This window comes from Streptomyces sp. NPDC053431 (assembly GCF_044544925.1).
In the GTDB taxonomy this organism is placed as follows: domain Bacteria; phylum Actinomycetota; class Actinomycetes; order Streptomycetales; family Streptomycetaceae; genus Streptomyces.
In genome coordinates, this window is the sequence record NZ_JBITXX010000019.1 from 53,538 (window position 1) to 67,942 (window position 14,405).

Annotated in this window: 15 protein-coding genes; 5 read left to right on the plus strand and 10 right to left on the minus strand. The window is 72.6% G+C overall.

Features of this window, described 5'->3' with window-relative positions; all coding sequences use genetic code 11:
• Window positions 1-8 precede the first annotated feature (8 nt).
• Window positions 9-674: a pyridoxal 5'-phosphate synthase gene (locus ACIGXE_RS31715; protein ID WP_399752789.1), complete on the plus strand. Its 666-nt coding sequence runs from the start codon at window positions 9-11 to the stop codon at window positions 672-674.
• A gap of 64 nt (window positions 675-738) precedes the next feature.
• Here ACIGXE_RS31715 and ACIGXE_RS31720 read toward each other — a convergent pair whose 3' ends face one another.
• From ACIGXE_RS31720 to ACIGXE_RS31735, 4 genes are all read right to left on the minus strand, one after another.
• Window positions 739-1,845, minus strand: coding sequence for an ABC transporter permease (locus ACIGXE_RS31720; protein ID WP_399752791.1), 1,107 nt, complete (start codon window positions 1,843-1,845; stop codon window positions 739-741).
• 167 nt (window positions 1,846-2,012) lie between these two features.
• The gene (locus tag ACIGXE_RS31725; protein WP_399752951.1) at window positions 2,013-2,747 is read right to left on the minus strand and encodes an ABC transporter ATP-binding protein; all 735 of its coding nucleotides are present in this window, start codon (window positions 2,745-2,747) and stop codon (window positions 2,013-2,015) included.
• An 80-nt stretch (window positions 2,748-2,827) separates the two neighbouring features.
• A complete protein-coding gene (locus ACIGXE_RS31730; RefSeq protein WP_399752793.1) occupies window positions 2,828-4,000 on the minus strand; it encodes a peptidoglycan-binding protein in 1,173 nt (390 codons plus the stop codon).
• Window positions 3,997-4,494: a hypothetical protein gene (locus ACIGXE_RS31735; protein WP_399752795.1), complete on the minus strand. Its 498-nt coding sequence runs from the start codon at window positions 4,492-4,494 to the stop codon at window positions 3,997-3,999. The genes ACIGXE_RS31730 and ACIGXE_RS31735 overlap by 4 nt, the downstream gene beginning before the upstream one ends.
• 89 nt (window positions 4,495-4,583) lie before the next feature.
• Between ACIGXE_RS31735 and ACIGXE_RS31740 the strand changes: the two genes are divergently transcribed.
• Both ACIGXE_RS31740 and ACIGXE_RS31745 read left to right on the plus strand, forming a co-directional pair.
• The gene (locus ACIGXE_RS31740) at window positions 4,584-5,243 is read left to right on the plus strand and encodes a response regulator transcription factor (protein ID WP_399752797.1); all 660 of its coding nucleotides are present in this window, start codon (window positions 4,584-4,586) and stop codon (window positions 5,241-5,243) included.
• On the plus strand, window positions 5,240-6,526 hold the full coding sequence (locus ACIGXE_RS31745) for an ATP-binding protein (RefSeq protein WP_399752798.1): 1,287 nt from the start codon (window positions 5,240-5,242) through the stop codon (window positions 6,524-6,526). The genes ACIGXE_RS31740 and ACIGXE_RS31745 overlap by 4 nt, the downstream gene beginning before the upstream one ends.
• 28 nt (window positions 6,527-6,554) lie before the next feature.
• On the opposite strand, the gene ACIGXE_RS31750 is transcribed toward ACIGXE_RS31745, so the two are convergent.
• The gene (locus ACIGXE_RS31750; RefSeq protein ID WP_399752800.1) at window positions 6,555-8,426 is read right to left on the minus strand and encodes an AMP-dependent synthetase/ligase; all 1,872 of its coding nucleotides are present in this window, start codon (window positions 8,424-8,426) and stop codon (window positions 6,555-6,557) included.
• 54 nt (window positions 8,427-8,480) lie between these two features.
• A complete protein-coding gene (locus ACIGXE_RS31755; protein ID WP_399752954.1) occupies window positions 8,481-9,059 on the minus strand; it encodes a TetR/AcrR family transcriptional regulator in 579 nt (192 codons plus the stop codon).
• A gap of 174 nt (window positions 9,060-9,233) precedes the next feature.
• Here ACIGXE_RS31755 and ACIGXE_RS31760 point away from each other — a divergent pair, with 174 nt between their 5' ends.
• Window positions 9,234-9,806: a dihydrofolate reductase family protein gene (locus tag ACIGXE_RS31760; protein WP_399752802.1), complete on the plus strand. Its 573-nt coding sequence runs from the start codon at window positions 9,234-9,236 to the stop codon at window positions 9,804-9,806.
• Window positions 9,807-9,980: 174 nt separating this feature from the next.
• On the opposite strand, the gene ACIGXE_RS31765 is transcribed toward ACIGXE_RS31760, so the two are convergent.
• Together ACIGXE_RS31765 and ACIGXE_RS31770 are read right to left on the minus strand one after the other, a co-directional pair.
• Window positions 9,981-11,315 carry a dicarboxylate/amino acid:cation symporter gene (locus ACIGXE_RS31765; protein ID WP_399752804.1) on the minus strand — a complete coding sequence of 445 codons (1,335 nt, stop codon included), beginning with the start codon at window positions 11,313-11,315 and terminating at the stop codon, window positions 9,981-9,983.
• A 372-nt stretch (window positions 11,316-11,687) separates the two neighbouring features.
• Complete coding sequence (locus ACIGXE_RS31770) at window positions 11,688-11,954, minus strand: DUF4229 domain-containing protein (protein ID WP_399752806.1); 267 nt, start codon at window positions 11,952-11,954, stop codon at window positions 11,688-11,690.
• Window positions 11,955-12,072: 118 nt separating this feature from the next.
• Between ACIGXE_RS31770 and ACIGXE_RS31775 the strand changes: the two genes are divergently transcribed.
• The gene (locus ACIGXE_RS31775; protein ID WP_399752807.1) at window positions 12,073-12,615 is read left to right on the plus strand and encodes a GNAT family N-acetyltransferase; all 543 of its coding nucleotides are present in this window, start codon (window positions 12,073-12,075) and stop codon (window positions 12,613-12,615) included.
• Window positions 12,616-12,618: 3 nt separating this feature from the next.
• On the opposite strand, the gene mqnE is transcribed toward ACIGXE_RS31775, so the two are convergent.
• Complete coding sequence (gene mqnE / locus ACIGXE_RS31780; RefSeq protein ID WP_399752809.1) at window positions 12,619-13,782, minus strand: aminofutalosine synthase MqnE; 1,164 nt, start codon at window positions 13,780-13,782, stop codon at window positions 12,619-12,621.
• A gap of 57 nt (window positions 13,783-13,839) precedes the next feature.
• Window positions 13,840-14,295, minus strand: a complete 456-nt coding sequence (locus ACIGXE_RS31785) for an Lrp/AsnC family transcriptional regulator (protein WP_031013392.1) — start codon at window positions 14,293-14,295, stop codon at window positions 13,840-13,842.
• Between the last annotated feature and the right edge of the window lie 110 nt (window positions 14,296-14,405).

The following is a 14,405-nucleotide window of genomic DNA, read 5'->3' on the forward strand; positions in this document are numbered from 1 at the left end:
TGGACGCCATGGACGACGAACGGCGTTTTCAGGAGGCCCTGCGCTCGTCGCGGGTCTGGGACACCCGGTTGCCCGGCTTCGACCCGGCGGACGTGCCGGAGGAGCCCGTGGCGCTCTTCCACGCCTGGTTCACCGAGGCGGTGCGGGCGGGGGCCGTGGAGCCGCACACCCTGTCGCTCGCCACGGTGGACGCGGACGGGCGGCCCGACGTGCGGACGGTGATGCTGCACGGGGCGGACGCCCGCGGCTGGCACTTCGCCTCGCACGCCGGCAGCGCCAAGGGCCGCCAGCTCGCCGCCCGTCCCGAGGCGGCGCTCGGCTTCTACTGGCCGGTGCAGGGGCGGCAGGTACGGGTCAGGGGACCGGTCCGCACCGGCACCCCCGAGGAGGCCTACGCCGACCTCCACGCCCGCACCACCGGCGCCCTCGCCTCCGCGCTCGTCGGGCACCAGAGCGAGCTCCTGGACGACCTCGACACGCTCGCGCGGGCGAGCGCGGCCGCCTGGGACCGGGCGCAGGCGGAGCCCGACGCGCACGCGGACAGCTGGACGCTGTACGTCGTCGAGCCGGCCGAGGTCGAGTTCTTCCAGGGCGACGAGCGGCGGCGGCACGTACGGCTGCGGTACCGCAGGACCGCCGACGGCTCCTGGGCGCGGGAGCTGCTCTGGCCCTGAGACGGCACGGGGCGGCAGAGACGGAAGAGGGCCGGGCATCCCGCCCGGCCCTCTTCGTCCTCCCCTATCCCGCCGCCAGCGCCAGCGTCGGTGACAGCCGGGACGCCCGCACCGCCGGGTACAGGCCCGCCACCGTGCCGATCGCGAGCGTCGCGCCGAAGCCGCCCGCCGCCGCCCAGGGCGGGACCACCCAGGGCAGCCCGCCCGCGGTGGCGTACGCGGCCACGGCGGCCGCGCCGAGGGCCACCCCGGCGAGGCCGCCGAGCCCTGAGAGCATCAGGGACTCGGTCACGAACTGGATCCGGATCTGGCCCCGGGTCGCGCCCAGCGAGCGGCGCAGGCCGATCTCGTGGCGGCGCTCCAGGACAGAGATGATCATGGTGTTGGCGACGCCGACACCGCCGACGAGCAGGGCGATGCCGCCCAGGCCGAGGAGCAGCGTGGAGAAGGCGCCCTCCGTGGCCGCCTTGGCCTTGAGCGCCGAGGACGGGTCGCCGACCGACACGTTCTGCGGGTTCCGCGGGTCGATCGTCGGCGCGAGGAGCCGCTGGACCTCGCGTACGGACGCGTCGGTGGACCGCTCGTACACCGTCGTCGGATGCCCGTCGAAGCCGAGCAGGCGCTGGGCGCCGTCCCAGCCGACCAGCGCCGAGCGCTCGATCTCCGGGGCGAGCGGCAGCGGGTCGAGGATGCCGACGACCGTGAAGTAGCGGTCGTCGATCCAGACCTGCCGGCCGGGCCGGTCCACGCCCAGGCGCTCCGCGGCCACATTCCCCAACACCACTGCCGGGTAACGGCTGTTCGCCGCGTTGAGCCAGGTCCCGGAGGCCGCCCGGCCGCGCAGTACGTCGAGCAGGCCCTCCGTGGCGGCCTTCACCGCGATCCCGCCGGTCTCGCCCTGCGGGATCTTCTCCGAGCGGCGCACCGAGCGGTCGAGGTCGCCGGTCGCGCCGGCTCTCTCGACGCCCTCGATGCGGGAGACCGTGCCGACCGCGTCCCGGGGCAGGGTGATCTTCTGCCCACTGAACATGCCCTCGCCCGCCTTGGCGACCAGCATGTTCGTGCCGAGCGCGTCGAGCTGTCGCAGCAACTGCGCCTGGCTGGAGGCCGAGACGCCGACCACCGCGATCATCGTCGCGATCCCGATGGCGATCCCGAGCGCGGACAGCACCACGCGTACGGGGCGGCTGCGCAGCCCGGCCGAGCCGACGTGCAGGACGTCGCGCGGCCCGAGCCGGGCGGCTCTCAGTGCGGCGGACCGACGAGCACCCCCGCCCGGCGCCCCCCGAGCGCTTCCACGAGCCGCGCCCCGCTCCTTCCCCCGCGCACTCCTCCGTGTCATCGGACGGCGACCTTTCCCCGCGCCGTGTCCGCCACGACCCTCCCGTCACGGATCCGGACCTGGCGCGGCAACCTCCCCGCGATCTCGGTGTCGTGCGTGATGACCGCGATCGTGGCGCCCTCCGCGTTCAGCGTGTGCAGCAGCTCCATCACCGCCTCGCCGGACGCCGAGTCCAGCGCCCCGGTCGGTTCGTCGGCGAGCAGCAGGGCGGGCTCGCCGACCACCGCGCGGGCGATGGCCACGCGCTGCTTCTGCCCGCCGGAGAGTTCGTGCGGCCGGTGCCGCAGCCGGTCGGCGAGCCCGACCCGGGCGAGGGCGTCGGCGGCCATCGCCCGGCGGCGGGCCCGCGGCAGGCCGGAGTACAGCAGCCCTTCGGCGACGTTCTCCAGCGCGGCGACGCCCGGCACCAGGTGGAAGGCCTGGAAGACGAAGCCGATGTGGCGGGCGCGCAGCGCGGAGAGCCGCCGGTCGCTGAGCGCGGCGACGTCGTGCCCGGCGATCTCCACCGTCCCGGCGGTGGGCCGGTCGAGGGTGCCGACGATGTGCAGCAGGGTCGACTTGCCGGAGCCGGAGGGTCCCACGATGCCGACCAACTCGCCTTCGGCGACGTCGAGATCGACCCCGTCCAGGGCGCGGACCCCACCCGCGTACTCCTTGACGACACCCTTCAGTTCCACGACGCGCTTCGCGCCCACGCCGGCGTTCATGCCGTCGTTCATGCCGGCGTTCATGCCGTCGTTCATGCCGTCGTTCATGCCCTCGGTCATGTAGCCGTTCATGTCGCCGTTCACGCCCTCGTGCATCTCGCCGTTCATACGGACGGCACCCCGACCTTCATGCCCTCGCGCAGCCCCCCGCCGTCGACCTCGACCCTGCCCTGGCCGAACAGGCCGAGCTCGACCCGGACGTCCCGGGTGCTCCCGCCCGGCTCGACGACCTGCACGCCGAAGCCGCCGCCGGGCAGCGCGAGCAGCGCGTTGACGGGGACGGACAGGACGTCGTGGCGGGTGCGGCCGGTGAGTTCGACGGTGACCGGGGACTGGTCGACGCCCTTGACCCTGCCGGGCTCGTCGAAGGAGACGGTGATCTCGATCTTCGGGGTGCTGTCCTGCGGGTCGGCCCCGGCGGACGCGGTCTTCCCCACCGCGGACACCTTCCCGGGCAGTTCGGTGCCGTCCGGCAGTCGCACCTTCACCCGGGTGCCGGCCTTCGCCGTCTCCGCCTCGGCGACGGGCAGGTCGAAGCGGACGACCCGCTCGGAGCCGGTCACGGTGAGCACCGGGGTGCCGGGGGTGATCCGGTCGCCGGGCGCGAGCCGGCCCTCACCGGAGCCGCCGCCCGTGCCGCCGCCGGAGCCGCCACCGTTCCCGCCGCCCGCGTCCTTGACGCGTACCGCGCTGCCCGCGAAGGCGATCCGGTCGGGGCCGATCGTGCCGGTCTGCTTCAGGTCGTGGGACTTCTGCCAGCGTGCGACGGCGGCGGCGGTCTTCGCCGTGTACTCCTCGTCGACGTCGAAGCCGGTGAACCCGAGCGCGGCCAGGTTCTCCTCCAGCTGCCGTACGTCCCTTCCCTTGTCGCCCGTCCTGAGCGTCCGGTACATGGGCTCGTCCCCGTACATCAGCCGGACCGGCTCGCCGTCGACCTCGTAGAGGCGTCCGTCCCGCTCGACGACCGAGCCGTTCGGGGCGAGCCAGGTGAGCGTGCCGCCGGCGCCGCCGGCGTTGATCCGGCGCTCGCCGAGGTGGCCGAGGGTGCCGTCGCGCTGGGAGCTGTCGCTGAGGTCGCCCCGGGTGACGGGGGCGGTGGCGGGCGGCAGCCCGCGGGAGCCGGCGGACCCGGGCCGCGGTTCCCCCTCGCGGCCGGCGGCCAGGGCGGTGACGGCGGCGCCGGCGCCCGCGACGGCGACGATCGCCACCAGGGCGACGAGCAGCCGGCGCCGGCCGAGCGGGCGTTCGCCCTCGCGGCGGTCGGTGCGCCCGCTCATCGGGCCACGCCCTCGCACGCCTTGGCGGCCTTGTCGAACTTCTGCTTCTCCGCGCCCTGCGGGATCGGGAGGGCCTGCTGCGCGCCGCCGTCGAACTTCGGGTCGGGCATGTTGAAGCCGTTCTCGCGCATGCACCGCGCGTAGGCGAGAGCCTTGTCCTTGTCGGCCTGGGTCGGCTCCTTGCCGAAGCCGGCCCCGCCGGCCTTGTCCTGGCAGGCCTTGAACGCCTGCTCCATCTTCTCCTTGGAGACGCCGTCGCCGCCGATCGTGAGCCCCACGCCGTTCTCCCCCGGCTTGGGCTCCGGCACGTCCAGGCCGTGCTCGCGGAGGCACTTGCGGTGCTCGAAGGCCTGGTCGGCCTTCCTGCCCTCCTCGCTCGCGCCGCCGTCGTCCCCTCCGGTCGGAGCGGCACCCGAACAGGCGGCGGTGAGAAGGGCGAGGGCCGCGGCCAGGGAGCCGGCGGCGGCCACGCGGGTCGTACGTCGCATCGTCATGGCGGCGAGGCTGCCGTGAAGGGATGTTTCGCTTCTCTCAGCGGTTTCGTTTACACCGGCGAAAGGTCCCCTTCGGATACACAGGGGCCATGCGCGTACTGCTGGTGGAGGACGAGGCGTTTCTCGCCGAGATGATCGCCGAGGGGCTGCGCCGCGACGCGCTCGCCGTGGACGTCGCGGGCGACGGCCTCGAAGCGCTGCGGAAGCTCGGGCTCGGGGAGTACGACGTCCTCGTCCTGGACCGTGACCTGCCCGGGATGCACGGCGACGAGGTGTGCCGCCGCGTGGTCGAGCAGCGGCTGATGACCCGGGTGCTGATGCTGACGGCGGCGGGCACCGTACGGGACCGGGTCGAGGGCCTCGGCCTGGGTGCCGACGACTACCTCACCAAGCCCTTCGCGTACGACGAACTCCTCGCCCGGGTCCTGGCCCTGGGCCGGCGCGCCCGGCCCGCGCTGCCGCCCGTCATGGAACGCGGCGGGATCGTCCTGGACACCGCCCGCCGCCAGGCCAGCCGCGACGGCCGCCACCTGCATCTGTCCCGCAAGGAGTTCGGGGTCCTGGAGGCGCTGCTGCGGGCGGAGGGGGCGGTGGTCAGCGGCGAGGACCTGATCGAGCAGGTCTGGGAGGAGCACACCAGCTACCGCACCAACGCGGTACGGGTCACCCTGAGCAAGCTGCGGGCCAAGCTGGGCGAGCCGCCGGTGGTGGAGACGGTGCCGGGCGCCGGCTACCGGATCGCGTCATGAGCCGCCGCCCGGCCGCGCGCCTCCCGCTCGGCGGCGAGCGCACCCGGCTCACCGCCCTGTACGCCGGACTCCTCGTGCTCGCGGGCGCCCTGCTCACCGGCGTCGTGTACGCGCTGGTGCAGGAGGGCCTCTCCTCGTCGATCGGCATGGCCGTCACCACCGCCGTACCGGCCCAGCGCCTGGATCACCTGCCGGACTCCTGGGCGAGCGCCCTGCCCACCACCCCGCTGCCCAGCGCCACCCCCGCGATCCCCGCGCCCACCACGGGCCCCGGGGCGATCCCGGCCCGGACCCTCGCGATCACCCGGACGGTCAGCGAGGCCGCCGAGTCCGCCGCCCTCGACCGGCTCCTCACGGTCTCCGTGACCGTCCTCGCCTGCTACGCGGTCCTCTCGGTCGCGCTCGCCTGGTGGGCGGCGGGCAGGGTGCTCCGGCCGATCGCCGTGATCACCGACACGGCCCGCCGGCTCTCCGGCGCGAACCTGCTGCGGGTCCCCTCGGGCGAGGCCTGGGGACGGATCGCCCTCGACGCGCCGCCCGGCGAACTCAAGCGGCTGGCCGACACCTTCGACGGGATGCTCGGGCGGATGGAGCAGCTCGTCTCGGCCCAGCAGCGGTTCGCCGCGAACGCCGCGCACGAGCTGCGCACCCCGGTCGCCGTGCAGCGAGCGGCGGCGGAGATCGGGCTCGCCGGGGACCCCTCGCCGGAGCGGGTGGCGCGGATCCGGTCGAAGCTGATCGAGGTCGCCGACGCCAGCGAGCGGATCATCGAGGGGCTGCTGCTGCTCGCCGCCTCCGACCAGGGGATCCGGGAGCGTCGCCGGGTGGCCGTGGACGAGCTCGCCCGGGAGACGGCGCACGCCCTCGCCGGCGAGGCGGCCGAGCGCGGCGTGAGCGTCGACGTACGGGCCCGGCCGCTGACCGTCGAAGGAGACCCCGTGCTCCTGGAACGCCTGCTGCACAACCTGCTCGCGAACGGCGTGCGCCACAACGTCCCCGAGGGCGGCCGGGTGGAGGTCCGGACCGGCCCGGACGGCATCGAGGTGACGAACACCGGACCCGTCGTGCCGCCCGGGACCGTGCCGCTGCTCTTCGAGCCCTTCCGCCGCTCGGCCGCCCGCACCCACGCGCCCGGTGAGGGCGCGGGCCTCGGTCTGTCGATCGTCGACTCGATCGCCCGGGCGCACGGGGCGACGGCGTCGGCCACGGCGAACACCGAGGGCGGCGGCCTGACGGTCCGGATCCGCTTCCGGACGGAGGACGCGCCGCTCAGCGCTCCCTAGGGGGTGTCCCGGCGAGCCCGGCGCGACGCTAGCGCGCCCGCGTGCCGTACATCTCGTCGATCTCGCGCGCGAAGTCCCGCAGCACCGCCCGCCGTTTGAGCTTCAGGGACGGGGTGAGGTGGCCGCCGGACTCGGTCCACTCCGTGGTGAGGACGCGGAAGGCGCGGATCGACTCGGCGCGGGAGACGAGCCGGTTGGCGTCGTCGACGGCCCGCTGCACCACCGCGAGGAGCTCCTCGTCGCGGGTGAGCTCCCACAGGGCGAGGTGGTCCTTGTGCCGCATCCGGCGCCAGTGGAGCAGGCCCTCGTGGTCCAGGGTGACGAGGGCGGTGACGTACGGGCGGTCGTCGCCGAGCACCATGCACTGGGCGACCAGCGGGTGGGCGCGGAGCCAGTCCTCCAGCGGGCCGGGGGCGACGTTCTTGCCGGCGGAGGTGACGATCATGTCCTTCTTGCGGCCGGTGATCCGCAGATGCCCCTCGTCGTCGAGGGCGCCGAGGTCGCCGGTGGGGAACCAGCCCTCGTCGGTGTACGGCAGGGCGACCCCGCGCCGGGCGTCCCAGTAGCCGGCGAAGACGTGGCCGCCCTTGAGCCAGATCTCGCCGTCCCGGGCGATCCGTACGGCGGTGCCGGGCAGCGGCCGGCCGACGGTGCCCGGGCGCGGTCCGGTCAGCGGGGTGACGGTGGCGGCGGCGGTGGTCTCCGTGAGCCCGTAGCCCTCGTACACCTCGATGCCCGCGCCCGTGAAGAACTCGGCGAGCCGGGCTCCGAGGGGCGATCCGCCGCAGATGACGTGCCGGACCCTGCCGCCGAGCGCGGCCCGGATGCGCTTGTAGACGAGCGGGTCGTACAGGGCGCGGGCGGCGCGCAGGCCCAGGGAGGGCCCGGCGGCCCTGGCCTGCTCGTGGCCGTAGCGTTCGGCGACCCGGGCGGCCCGGTCGAAGGCGGCGGCGCGGCCCGAGCGTTCGGCGGTGGCGCGGGCCGTGTGGAAGACCTTCTCCAGGACGTACGGGATGGCGAGCAGGAAGGTGGGCCGGAAGCTCGCCAGGTCGGCGAGGAGTTCGTCGCTCTCGACGGAGGGCGCGTGACCGACCCGGACCCGGGCGCGGACGCAGCCGATGGCGACCATGCGTCCGAAGACGTGGGAGAGCGGCAGGAAGAGCAGGGTGGACGCGGGTTCCCTGCTCAGCGAGCGGAAGACGGGGTGGAGGAGTTCGACGGCGTTGTCGACCTCGGCGAAGAAGTTGGCGTGGGTGAGGGCGCAGCCCTTGGGACGGCCGGTGGTGCCGGAGGTGTAGATGAGGGTGGCGAGGGTCTGCGGGGTGAGCAGTCCGCGGCGCGCCGTCACGGCCTCGTCGGGCACCCGCGCACCGGCTCGGCGCAGCTGGTCGACGGCGCCGGTGTCGAGGGCCCACAGCTGCCCGAGGGCGGGCAGCTGCCGCCGCTCGGTGGAGACCAGCCGGGCCTGGGCGGCGTCCTCGACGACACAGGCGGCGGCGCCGGAGTCCTGGAGGATCCAGCGGGTCTGGTAGGCCGAGGAGGTGGGGTAGAGCGGGACGGTGATCAGTCCGGCGGCCCAGGCGGCGAAGTCGAGCAGCGTCCACTCGTAGCGGGTGCGGGACATCAGCGCGAGCCGGTCGCCGGGGCGAAGCCCCTGGGCGATGAGCCCCTTGGCGACGGAGTGCACCTCGGCGGCGAAGGCCGAGGCGGTGACGTCGGCCCAGCCCCCGTCCGGCCGCCTGCGGGAGAAGAGCACCGCCGCCGGTTCCTCGCGGGCGGTGTCGTAGGGCAGGTCGGCGAGGGAGCCGCGCCGTACGGGCGGCACGAGCGCGGGTACGGACACCTCGCGGACGGTCCCGTCGACGCGGACCAGCTCGGGCGGGGGCTCGGAGACGGGCACGTGCGGCTCCTCGGGGCGTCGAGAACCGGACAGTAACCTTACTTCTCGGTAAATCTAAGGTGCCGCAGACGATTTGGACAGATCCCCGCCCTGCCCGGTGAGACTCCCGAGCCCGGCCCACACCAGGTTCATCAGGGTGGCCGCCGCCTGCCCCGGCGCCATCGCGGCCGGCCCGTTCGCCCAGTTGGCCAGCGACTCCGCCGCTCCGACCAGCGCCTGCGCCAGCCCCTCGGCCTCGCACGGCCCCTGCGCCGCGGCCCCGATCAGCTCGGCGACGTAGCCCGCGATCTCCGCCCGCATCCGCTCCGCCTCCGTCGCGAACGGCTCCCCCTGCGCCCGCGCCTGCCGGCTCAGCACCGCCCACGCGTCGGGGTGCTCCGCGGTGTGCGCGAAGAACGCGAGCAGCCCCGCCGACAGGCGCTCCTCCGCCGCCCCCTCGCCCTCCACGGCGGCGGCCACCACACCGAGCAGCGCCCGCGCCTCACGCCGGATGCACGAGGTGAACAGCTCCTCCTTGGAACGCAGATAGAGATAGACCAACGGCTTGGACACCCCGGCCAGTTCGGCGATCTCGTCCATCGACGCCGCCTGGTACCCGCGCCGCCCGAAGGTCCGCACGGCCGCGTCCATCATCTGCCGCTCGCGCACCTCGCGCGGCAGCCTCCTCGTCCCCGCCACGACACCCCACCCTAAGGGGACGCCCGCGACCGATGAGTTCCGCGATGATCGGCAGTCATAGATCACGTAGCACGACGACAGGGCACCACCGAGACGCCGAGACCGGCACCGAGAGACCGAGGAACTCCCATGCGCACTCTGATCAGCACCGCCTTCATCTCGCTCGACGGCGTCGTGGAGGCCCCCGGCGGCGAGCCCGGCTACCGCAACTCCGGCTGGACCTTCAAGCACACCGAGTTCCTCCCCGAGTCCTTCGAGATCAAGGAGCGGGAGCAGAAGGAGGCGGCCGCGATGCTGCTGGGCCGGGTCAGCTACGAGGCCTTCAGCCCCGTGTGGCCGGGCATGCCGGAATTCGCCGACTACAAGGTCATGCCGAAGTACGTCGTCTCCACCACCCTCACCGAGGACGACCTGGTGTCCGACTGGGGCGACACCACGATCCTGCGCACGCTCGACGACGTCGCCGCGCTGAAGCGGACCGAGGGCGGCCCGATCATCGTCCACGGCAGCGCCTCCCTCAACCAGGCCCTGTCCGACGCGGGCCTGATCGACCGCTACCACCTGCTCGTCTTCCCGCTGCTGCTCGGCGCCGGCAAGCGCCTGTTCAGCACCACGGACAAGGACGTCCAGAAGCTGCGGCTCGTCGAGCACGAGGCCTACGCGAACGGCCTGCAGAAGCAGGTCTTCGACGTCGTGCGCTGACCCGCCCCGGCCCTCGCCGACCGCCCCGGAGGGGCGCGTCCGCGCCGCCGGACACACGCCCGAGGCCCCTGCCCCCTTCGAAGGGGGAGGGGCCTCGGGCGTACGGACCAGGCGCGGTCGGCGCCGGCTCAGGCGCGGCTCAGGCGCGGCTCAGGCGCCGGCTCAGCTGGCGGCTCAGGCGGCGGCCGGAACCGTCACCTTCTGCTCGGCGTCGCGCACGTCCACCAGGTCGTCGACCGGGGAGGCCGAGGCGGACTCGTAGGCGGCGAGGTCGAGGATCTTCTCGCGGGCGGAGACGATGACCGGGACCAGCGCCTGGCCGGCGACGTTCGTGGCCGTGCGCATCATGTCGAGGATCGGGTCGATCGCCATGAGCAGGCCGACGCCCTCCAGGGGGAGGCCCAGGGTGGAGAGGGTCAGGGTCAGCATGACCGTCGCGCCGGTGAGACCGGCGGTGGCCGCCGAGCCGATGACCGAGACGAAGGCGATCAGCAGGTACTCCTTGACGCCGAGCTGCACGTCGAAGATCTGCGCGATGAAGATCGCGGCGAGCGCCGGGTAGATCGCGGCGCAGCCGTCCATCTTCGTGGTGGCGCCGAACGGCACGGAGAAGGAGGCGTACTCCTTCGGGACGCCGAGGCGCTCGGTGACCCGCTGGGTGACCGGCATGGTGCCGACCGAGGAGCGGGAGACGAAGGCGAGCTGGATGGCGGGCCAGGCGCCCTTGTAGAACCGGAGCGGGTTCAGCTTGGCGACGGTCGCGAGGAGCAGCGGGTAGACGCCGAAGAGGACCAGGGCGCAGCCGATGTAGACGTCGGCGGTGAAGGTGGCGTACTTGCCGATCAGGTCCCAGCCGTAGTTCACGATGGCGCGGCCGATGAGGCCGGCGGTGCCGATCGGGGCCAGCCGGATGACCCACCACAGGGCCTTCTGCAGCAGCTCCAGGGCGGACTCGGAGAGGGACAGGATGGGCTGGGCCCGGTCGCCGAGCTTGAGGGCGGCGATGCCGGCGACGGCGGCCATGAAGACGATCTGAAGCACGTTCAGCTCGGTGAACGGCGTGATGACGTCGGTGGGGACGATCCCGGTGAGGAAGTCGATCCAGCTGCCCTGGTGCTCGGGGAGCTTGCCGTCCTTCGGGGTGAGGCCGGTGCCGGAGCCGGGGTTGGTCAGCAGGCCGATGGCGAGGCCGATGGCGACCGCGATCAGCGAGGTGATCATGAACCAGACGAGGGTCTGCGCGGCGAGCCGGGCCGCGTTGTTGACCTTACGCAGGTTGGTGATCGAGACGAGGATGGCGAAGAAGACGAGCGGGGCGACGGCCAGCTTGAGCAGCTGGACGAAGATGCCGCCGACCTGGGAGAGGGTCTCCTGCAGCCAGCCGATGTCCTGGCTGCGGGCGAGCCAGCCGAGCAGGACGCCGACGGCGAGACCGGCGACGATCTGGGCCCAGAACGGGACCTTGGGTATGCGGGACTTCGTCACGGACGCGGACGAGGACGCGGACACGGACACACTCCACTGGTGCGTATCGGGGAAATACGGGGACGGGGGTGCGGCACACACGCGCTCCACGCGCGGGCCGCTGCACGATGCCGGGTCAGAGCGAACGGCAACAGACCGCGGACATACAGCGGCACAGATCGACGTGCAGGCGCGCCACGAGCGGGGTGCCCGGGGCATCGAGGAGGCGCACTGCGGTCTTCATGGCCGATACGTTAACACTTGAACTTTGAGAACCTCAAAGCCCTTCTTTGAGACAAAGCCACGCCCGGCGGGCCCTACGGCCTTGGAAACGCAGAAAACCCCAGGCGGGAGCCTGGGATGCTCCTACCTGGGGTGTTTGTACGTGTGAGGAACCTTACGGCTCCTTTATGTCGATCAGGCCGCGTCCTCGGCCGAGCGGTTCGCCTCCAGGCGGACCTTCGCCCGGTCGACCTTCGCCACGATGCCGGCGCTCATCGCGTCCCGCTCCTTGCGCAGCAGCACGAAGCTGAGCGGGGCGGAGACGACCACGGCGAGGAGCAGGACCCAGAGCAGGTTCGAGTCGCCGAGGCCGCGCGGCAGCACGCCGAGCCAGACCAGGCCCCACAGCGCGAGGAAGCTGCCGGCGAAGATGCCGAGGCGCATCAAGGTGTAGCGGAGCATGTCTGTCCCTCCCAAACCGGACGAGCGTCCCTCCAGTGAAGCACGGGGCGGCCCGGCGGCCGGGAGCGGGGGCGGGAAACCGCTTGAGCACCGCATCCGTAATGGTTAATCTCGCCCTATGCCTCTTACTTTCCAGCTGGACCCGCCGGTCGACCGCGCCCTGCGCGACGGCGTCCTCGCCCTCTGGGCGGACGTCTCCAACGCGGGGGGCGCCGTCGGCTTCGTCCCGCCCGTGACCCCCGAGGAGATCCGGCCCGCGCTGCTCCGGCATCTGGTGGGCATGGCGGAGGGCGGCACGCGGCTGCTGGTCGGGCGGGACACCGACGACCCGGCCGGCCGGGTCGTCGCGACCGCCTTCTTCACGCACAACAGCCACCCCCTGATGACGCACTGGGTGTGGCTGTACACGGTGATGGTGCACCCCAGGCACCAGGGCAAGGGGTACGGCCGCGACCTGATGGCCGCGGCCGAGGAGGCGGCCCGGACCGCCGAGGGCTTCGAGCACATCGAGGCGATCCGGCTGACCTGCCGCGGCGGCACCGGCGTCGACGCCTTCTACGCGCGGGCCGGCTACAAGGAGGTCGGGCGCGTCCCGGCCGCCATCCGGGTGGCCCCGGGCGACGACCGCGACGACATCGTCATGCTGCTGCAGCTGACGTAGCGGTCAGAGCCGCATCGGCTGCGGCGCCTCACGGCGGTCGGCGTCCGGGCCCGGGTACTCGCGGATGACCTCGTAGCGCGTGTTGCGCTCGACCGGCCGGAAGCCGGCGTCCCGGATGAGCTCCAGGAGGTCGTCACGGGTGAGCTTGTTCGGGGTGCCGTAGTTGTCGGCGTCGTGGGTGATCTTGTACTCGACGACCGAGCCGTCCATGTCGTCCGCGCCGTGCTGGAGGGCCAGCTGCGCGGTCTGGACGCCGTGCATCACCCAGAACACCTTGACGTGCGGGACGTTGTCGAAGAGCAGCCGGGAGACCGCGAAGGTCTTCAGCGCCTCGGCGCCGGTCGCCATCTGGGTCCGCGCCTGCAGGGTGTTGCGGACCTTGCCGTCCTTCATGTCGACGAAGTCGTGCTGGTAGCGCAGCGGGATGAAGACCTGGAAGCCGCCGGTCTCGTCCTGGAGCTCGCGCAGCCGCAGCACGTGGTCCACGCGGTGGCGGGGCTCCTCGATGTGGCCGTAGAGCATCGTGCACGGGGTCTTCAGACCCTTCTCGTGCGCGAGGCGGTGGATCCGGGACCAGTCCTCCCAGTGGGTCCGGTGGTCCACGATGTGCTGCCGGACCTCCCAGTCGAAGATCTCGGCGCCGCCGCCGGTCAGCGACTCCAGGCCGGCCTCGATCAGCTCGTCGAGGATCTCGGAGGCCGAGAGGCCGGAGATGGTCTCGAAGTGGTGGATCTCGGTGGCGGTGAAGGCCTTGAGGGAGACGTTCGGCAGCGCCTTCTTCAGCTCGGAGAGCGAGCGCGGGTAGTAGCGCCAGGGCAGGTTGGGGTGGAGCCCGTTGACGATGTGGAGCTCGGTGAGGTTCTCGTTCTCCATCGCCTTCGCGAGGCGCACGGCCTCCTCGATGCGCATGGTGTACGCGTCCTTCTCGCCCGGCTTGCGCTGGAAGGAGCAGTAGGCGCAGGAGGCGGTGCAGACGTTGGTCATGTTCAGATGCCGGTTGACATTGAAGTGCACCACGTCGCCGTTCTTGCGGGTCCGGACCTCGTGGGCCAGTCCGCCGAGCCAGGCGAGGTCGTCCGACGCGTACAGGGCGATGCCGTCCTCACGGCTCAGCCGCTCGCCGGCGAGGACCTTCTGCTCCAGCTCACGCTTGAGCCCCACGTCCATAACGCCGCCTCCCACTTTCATCCACACCATCTGCGATCAGGCTCCCCCACCGTACTCTCAGCCCTCTTCCGGCAGATCCCCGACCCGGTTCTCCCACTTGGTGGAGAGCACGATCGTGGTACGGGTCCGCGACACGCCCTTCGTCCCGCTCAGCCGGCGGATCGTCTTCTCCAGGCCGTCCACGTCGTTGGCGCGGACCTTGAGCATGAAGGAGTCGTCGCCGGCGATGAACCAGCAGTCCTCGATCTCGGCGAGGTCCTTCAGGCGGCGGGCCACGTCCTCGTGGTCGGCGGCGTCGGAGAGGGAGATGCCGATGAGGGCGGTGACGCCGAGGCCGAGGGAGGCGGCGTCCACGGTGGCGCGGTAGCCGGTGATGACCCCCGCGGCCTCGAGGCGGTTGATGCGGTCGGTGACGGAGGGGCCGGAGAGCCCGACGAGCCGGCCGAGCTCGGCGTACGAGGCCCTGCCGTTCTCGCGCAGAGCCTGGATGAGCTGCCTGTCCACGGCGTCCATACGTATGAAGCCTTCCATTGTCCAGCGATACCGCGAGTTTAGGTATAGAATCTAAGGTACACAGGGGCGACACCCTGTGAATCTTTCAGCAGATCAAAGACGATCTTTCA

What these genes read in the sequence shown, in the direction of transcription:
- ACIGXE_RS31715 (WP_399752789.1), top strand. Translation starts at nt 9, where the DNA reads ATGGACGACGAACGGCGTTTTCAGGAGGCCCTGCGCTCGTCGCGGGTC.
- ACIGXE_RS31735 (WP_399752795.1), bottom strand. Translation starts at nt 4,494, where the DNA reads ATGACGATGCGACGTACGACCCGCGTGGCCGCCGCCGGCTCCCTGGCC.
- ACIGXE_RS31730 (WP_399752793.1), bottom strand. Translation starts at nt 4,000, where the DNA reads ATGAGCGGGCGCACCGACCGCCGCGAGGGCGAACGCCCGCTCGGCCGG.
- mqnE (WP_399752809.1), bottom strand. Translation starts at nt 13,782, where the DNA reads ATGGACGTGGGGCTCAAGCGTGAGCTGGAGCAGAAGGTCCTCGCCGGC.
- ACIGXE_RS31745 (WP_399752798.1), top strand. Translation starts at nt 5,240, where the DNA reads ATGAGCCGCCGCCCGGCCGCGCGCCTCCCGCTCGGCGGCGAGCGCACC.
- ACIGXE_RS31755 (WP_399752954.1), bottom strand. Translation starts at nt 9,059, where the DNA reads ATGATGGACGCGGCCGTGCGGACCTTCGGGCGGCGCGGGTACCAGGCG.
- ACIGXE_RS31740 (WP_399752797.1), top strand. Translation starts at nt 4,584, where the DNA reads ATGCGCGTACTGCTGGTGGAGGACGAGGCGTTTCTCGCCGAGATGATC.
- ACIGXE_RS31725 (WP_399752951.1), bottom strand. Translation starts at nt 2,747, where the DNA reads ATGAACGCCGGCATGAACGACGGCATGAACGCCGGCGTGGGCGCGAAG.
- ACIGXE_RS31785 (WP_031013392.1), bottom strand. Translation starts at nt 14,295, where the DNA reads ATGGACGCCGTGGACAGGCAGCTCATCCAGGCTCTGCGCGAGAACGGC.
- ACIGXE_RS31770 (WP_399752806.1), bottom strand. Translation starts at nt 11,954, where the DNA reads ATGCTCCGCTACACCTTGATGCGCCTCGGCATCTTCGCCGGCAGCTTC.
- ACIGXE_RS31760 (WP_399752802.1), top strand. Translation starts at nt 9,234, where the DNA reads ATGCGCACTCTGATCAGCACCGCCTTCATCTCGCTCGACGGCGTCGTG.
- ACIGXE_RS31775 (WP_399752807.1), top strand. Translation starts at nt 12,073, where the DNA reads ATGCCTCTTACTTTCCAGCTGGACCCGCCGGTCGACCGCGCCCTGCGC.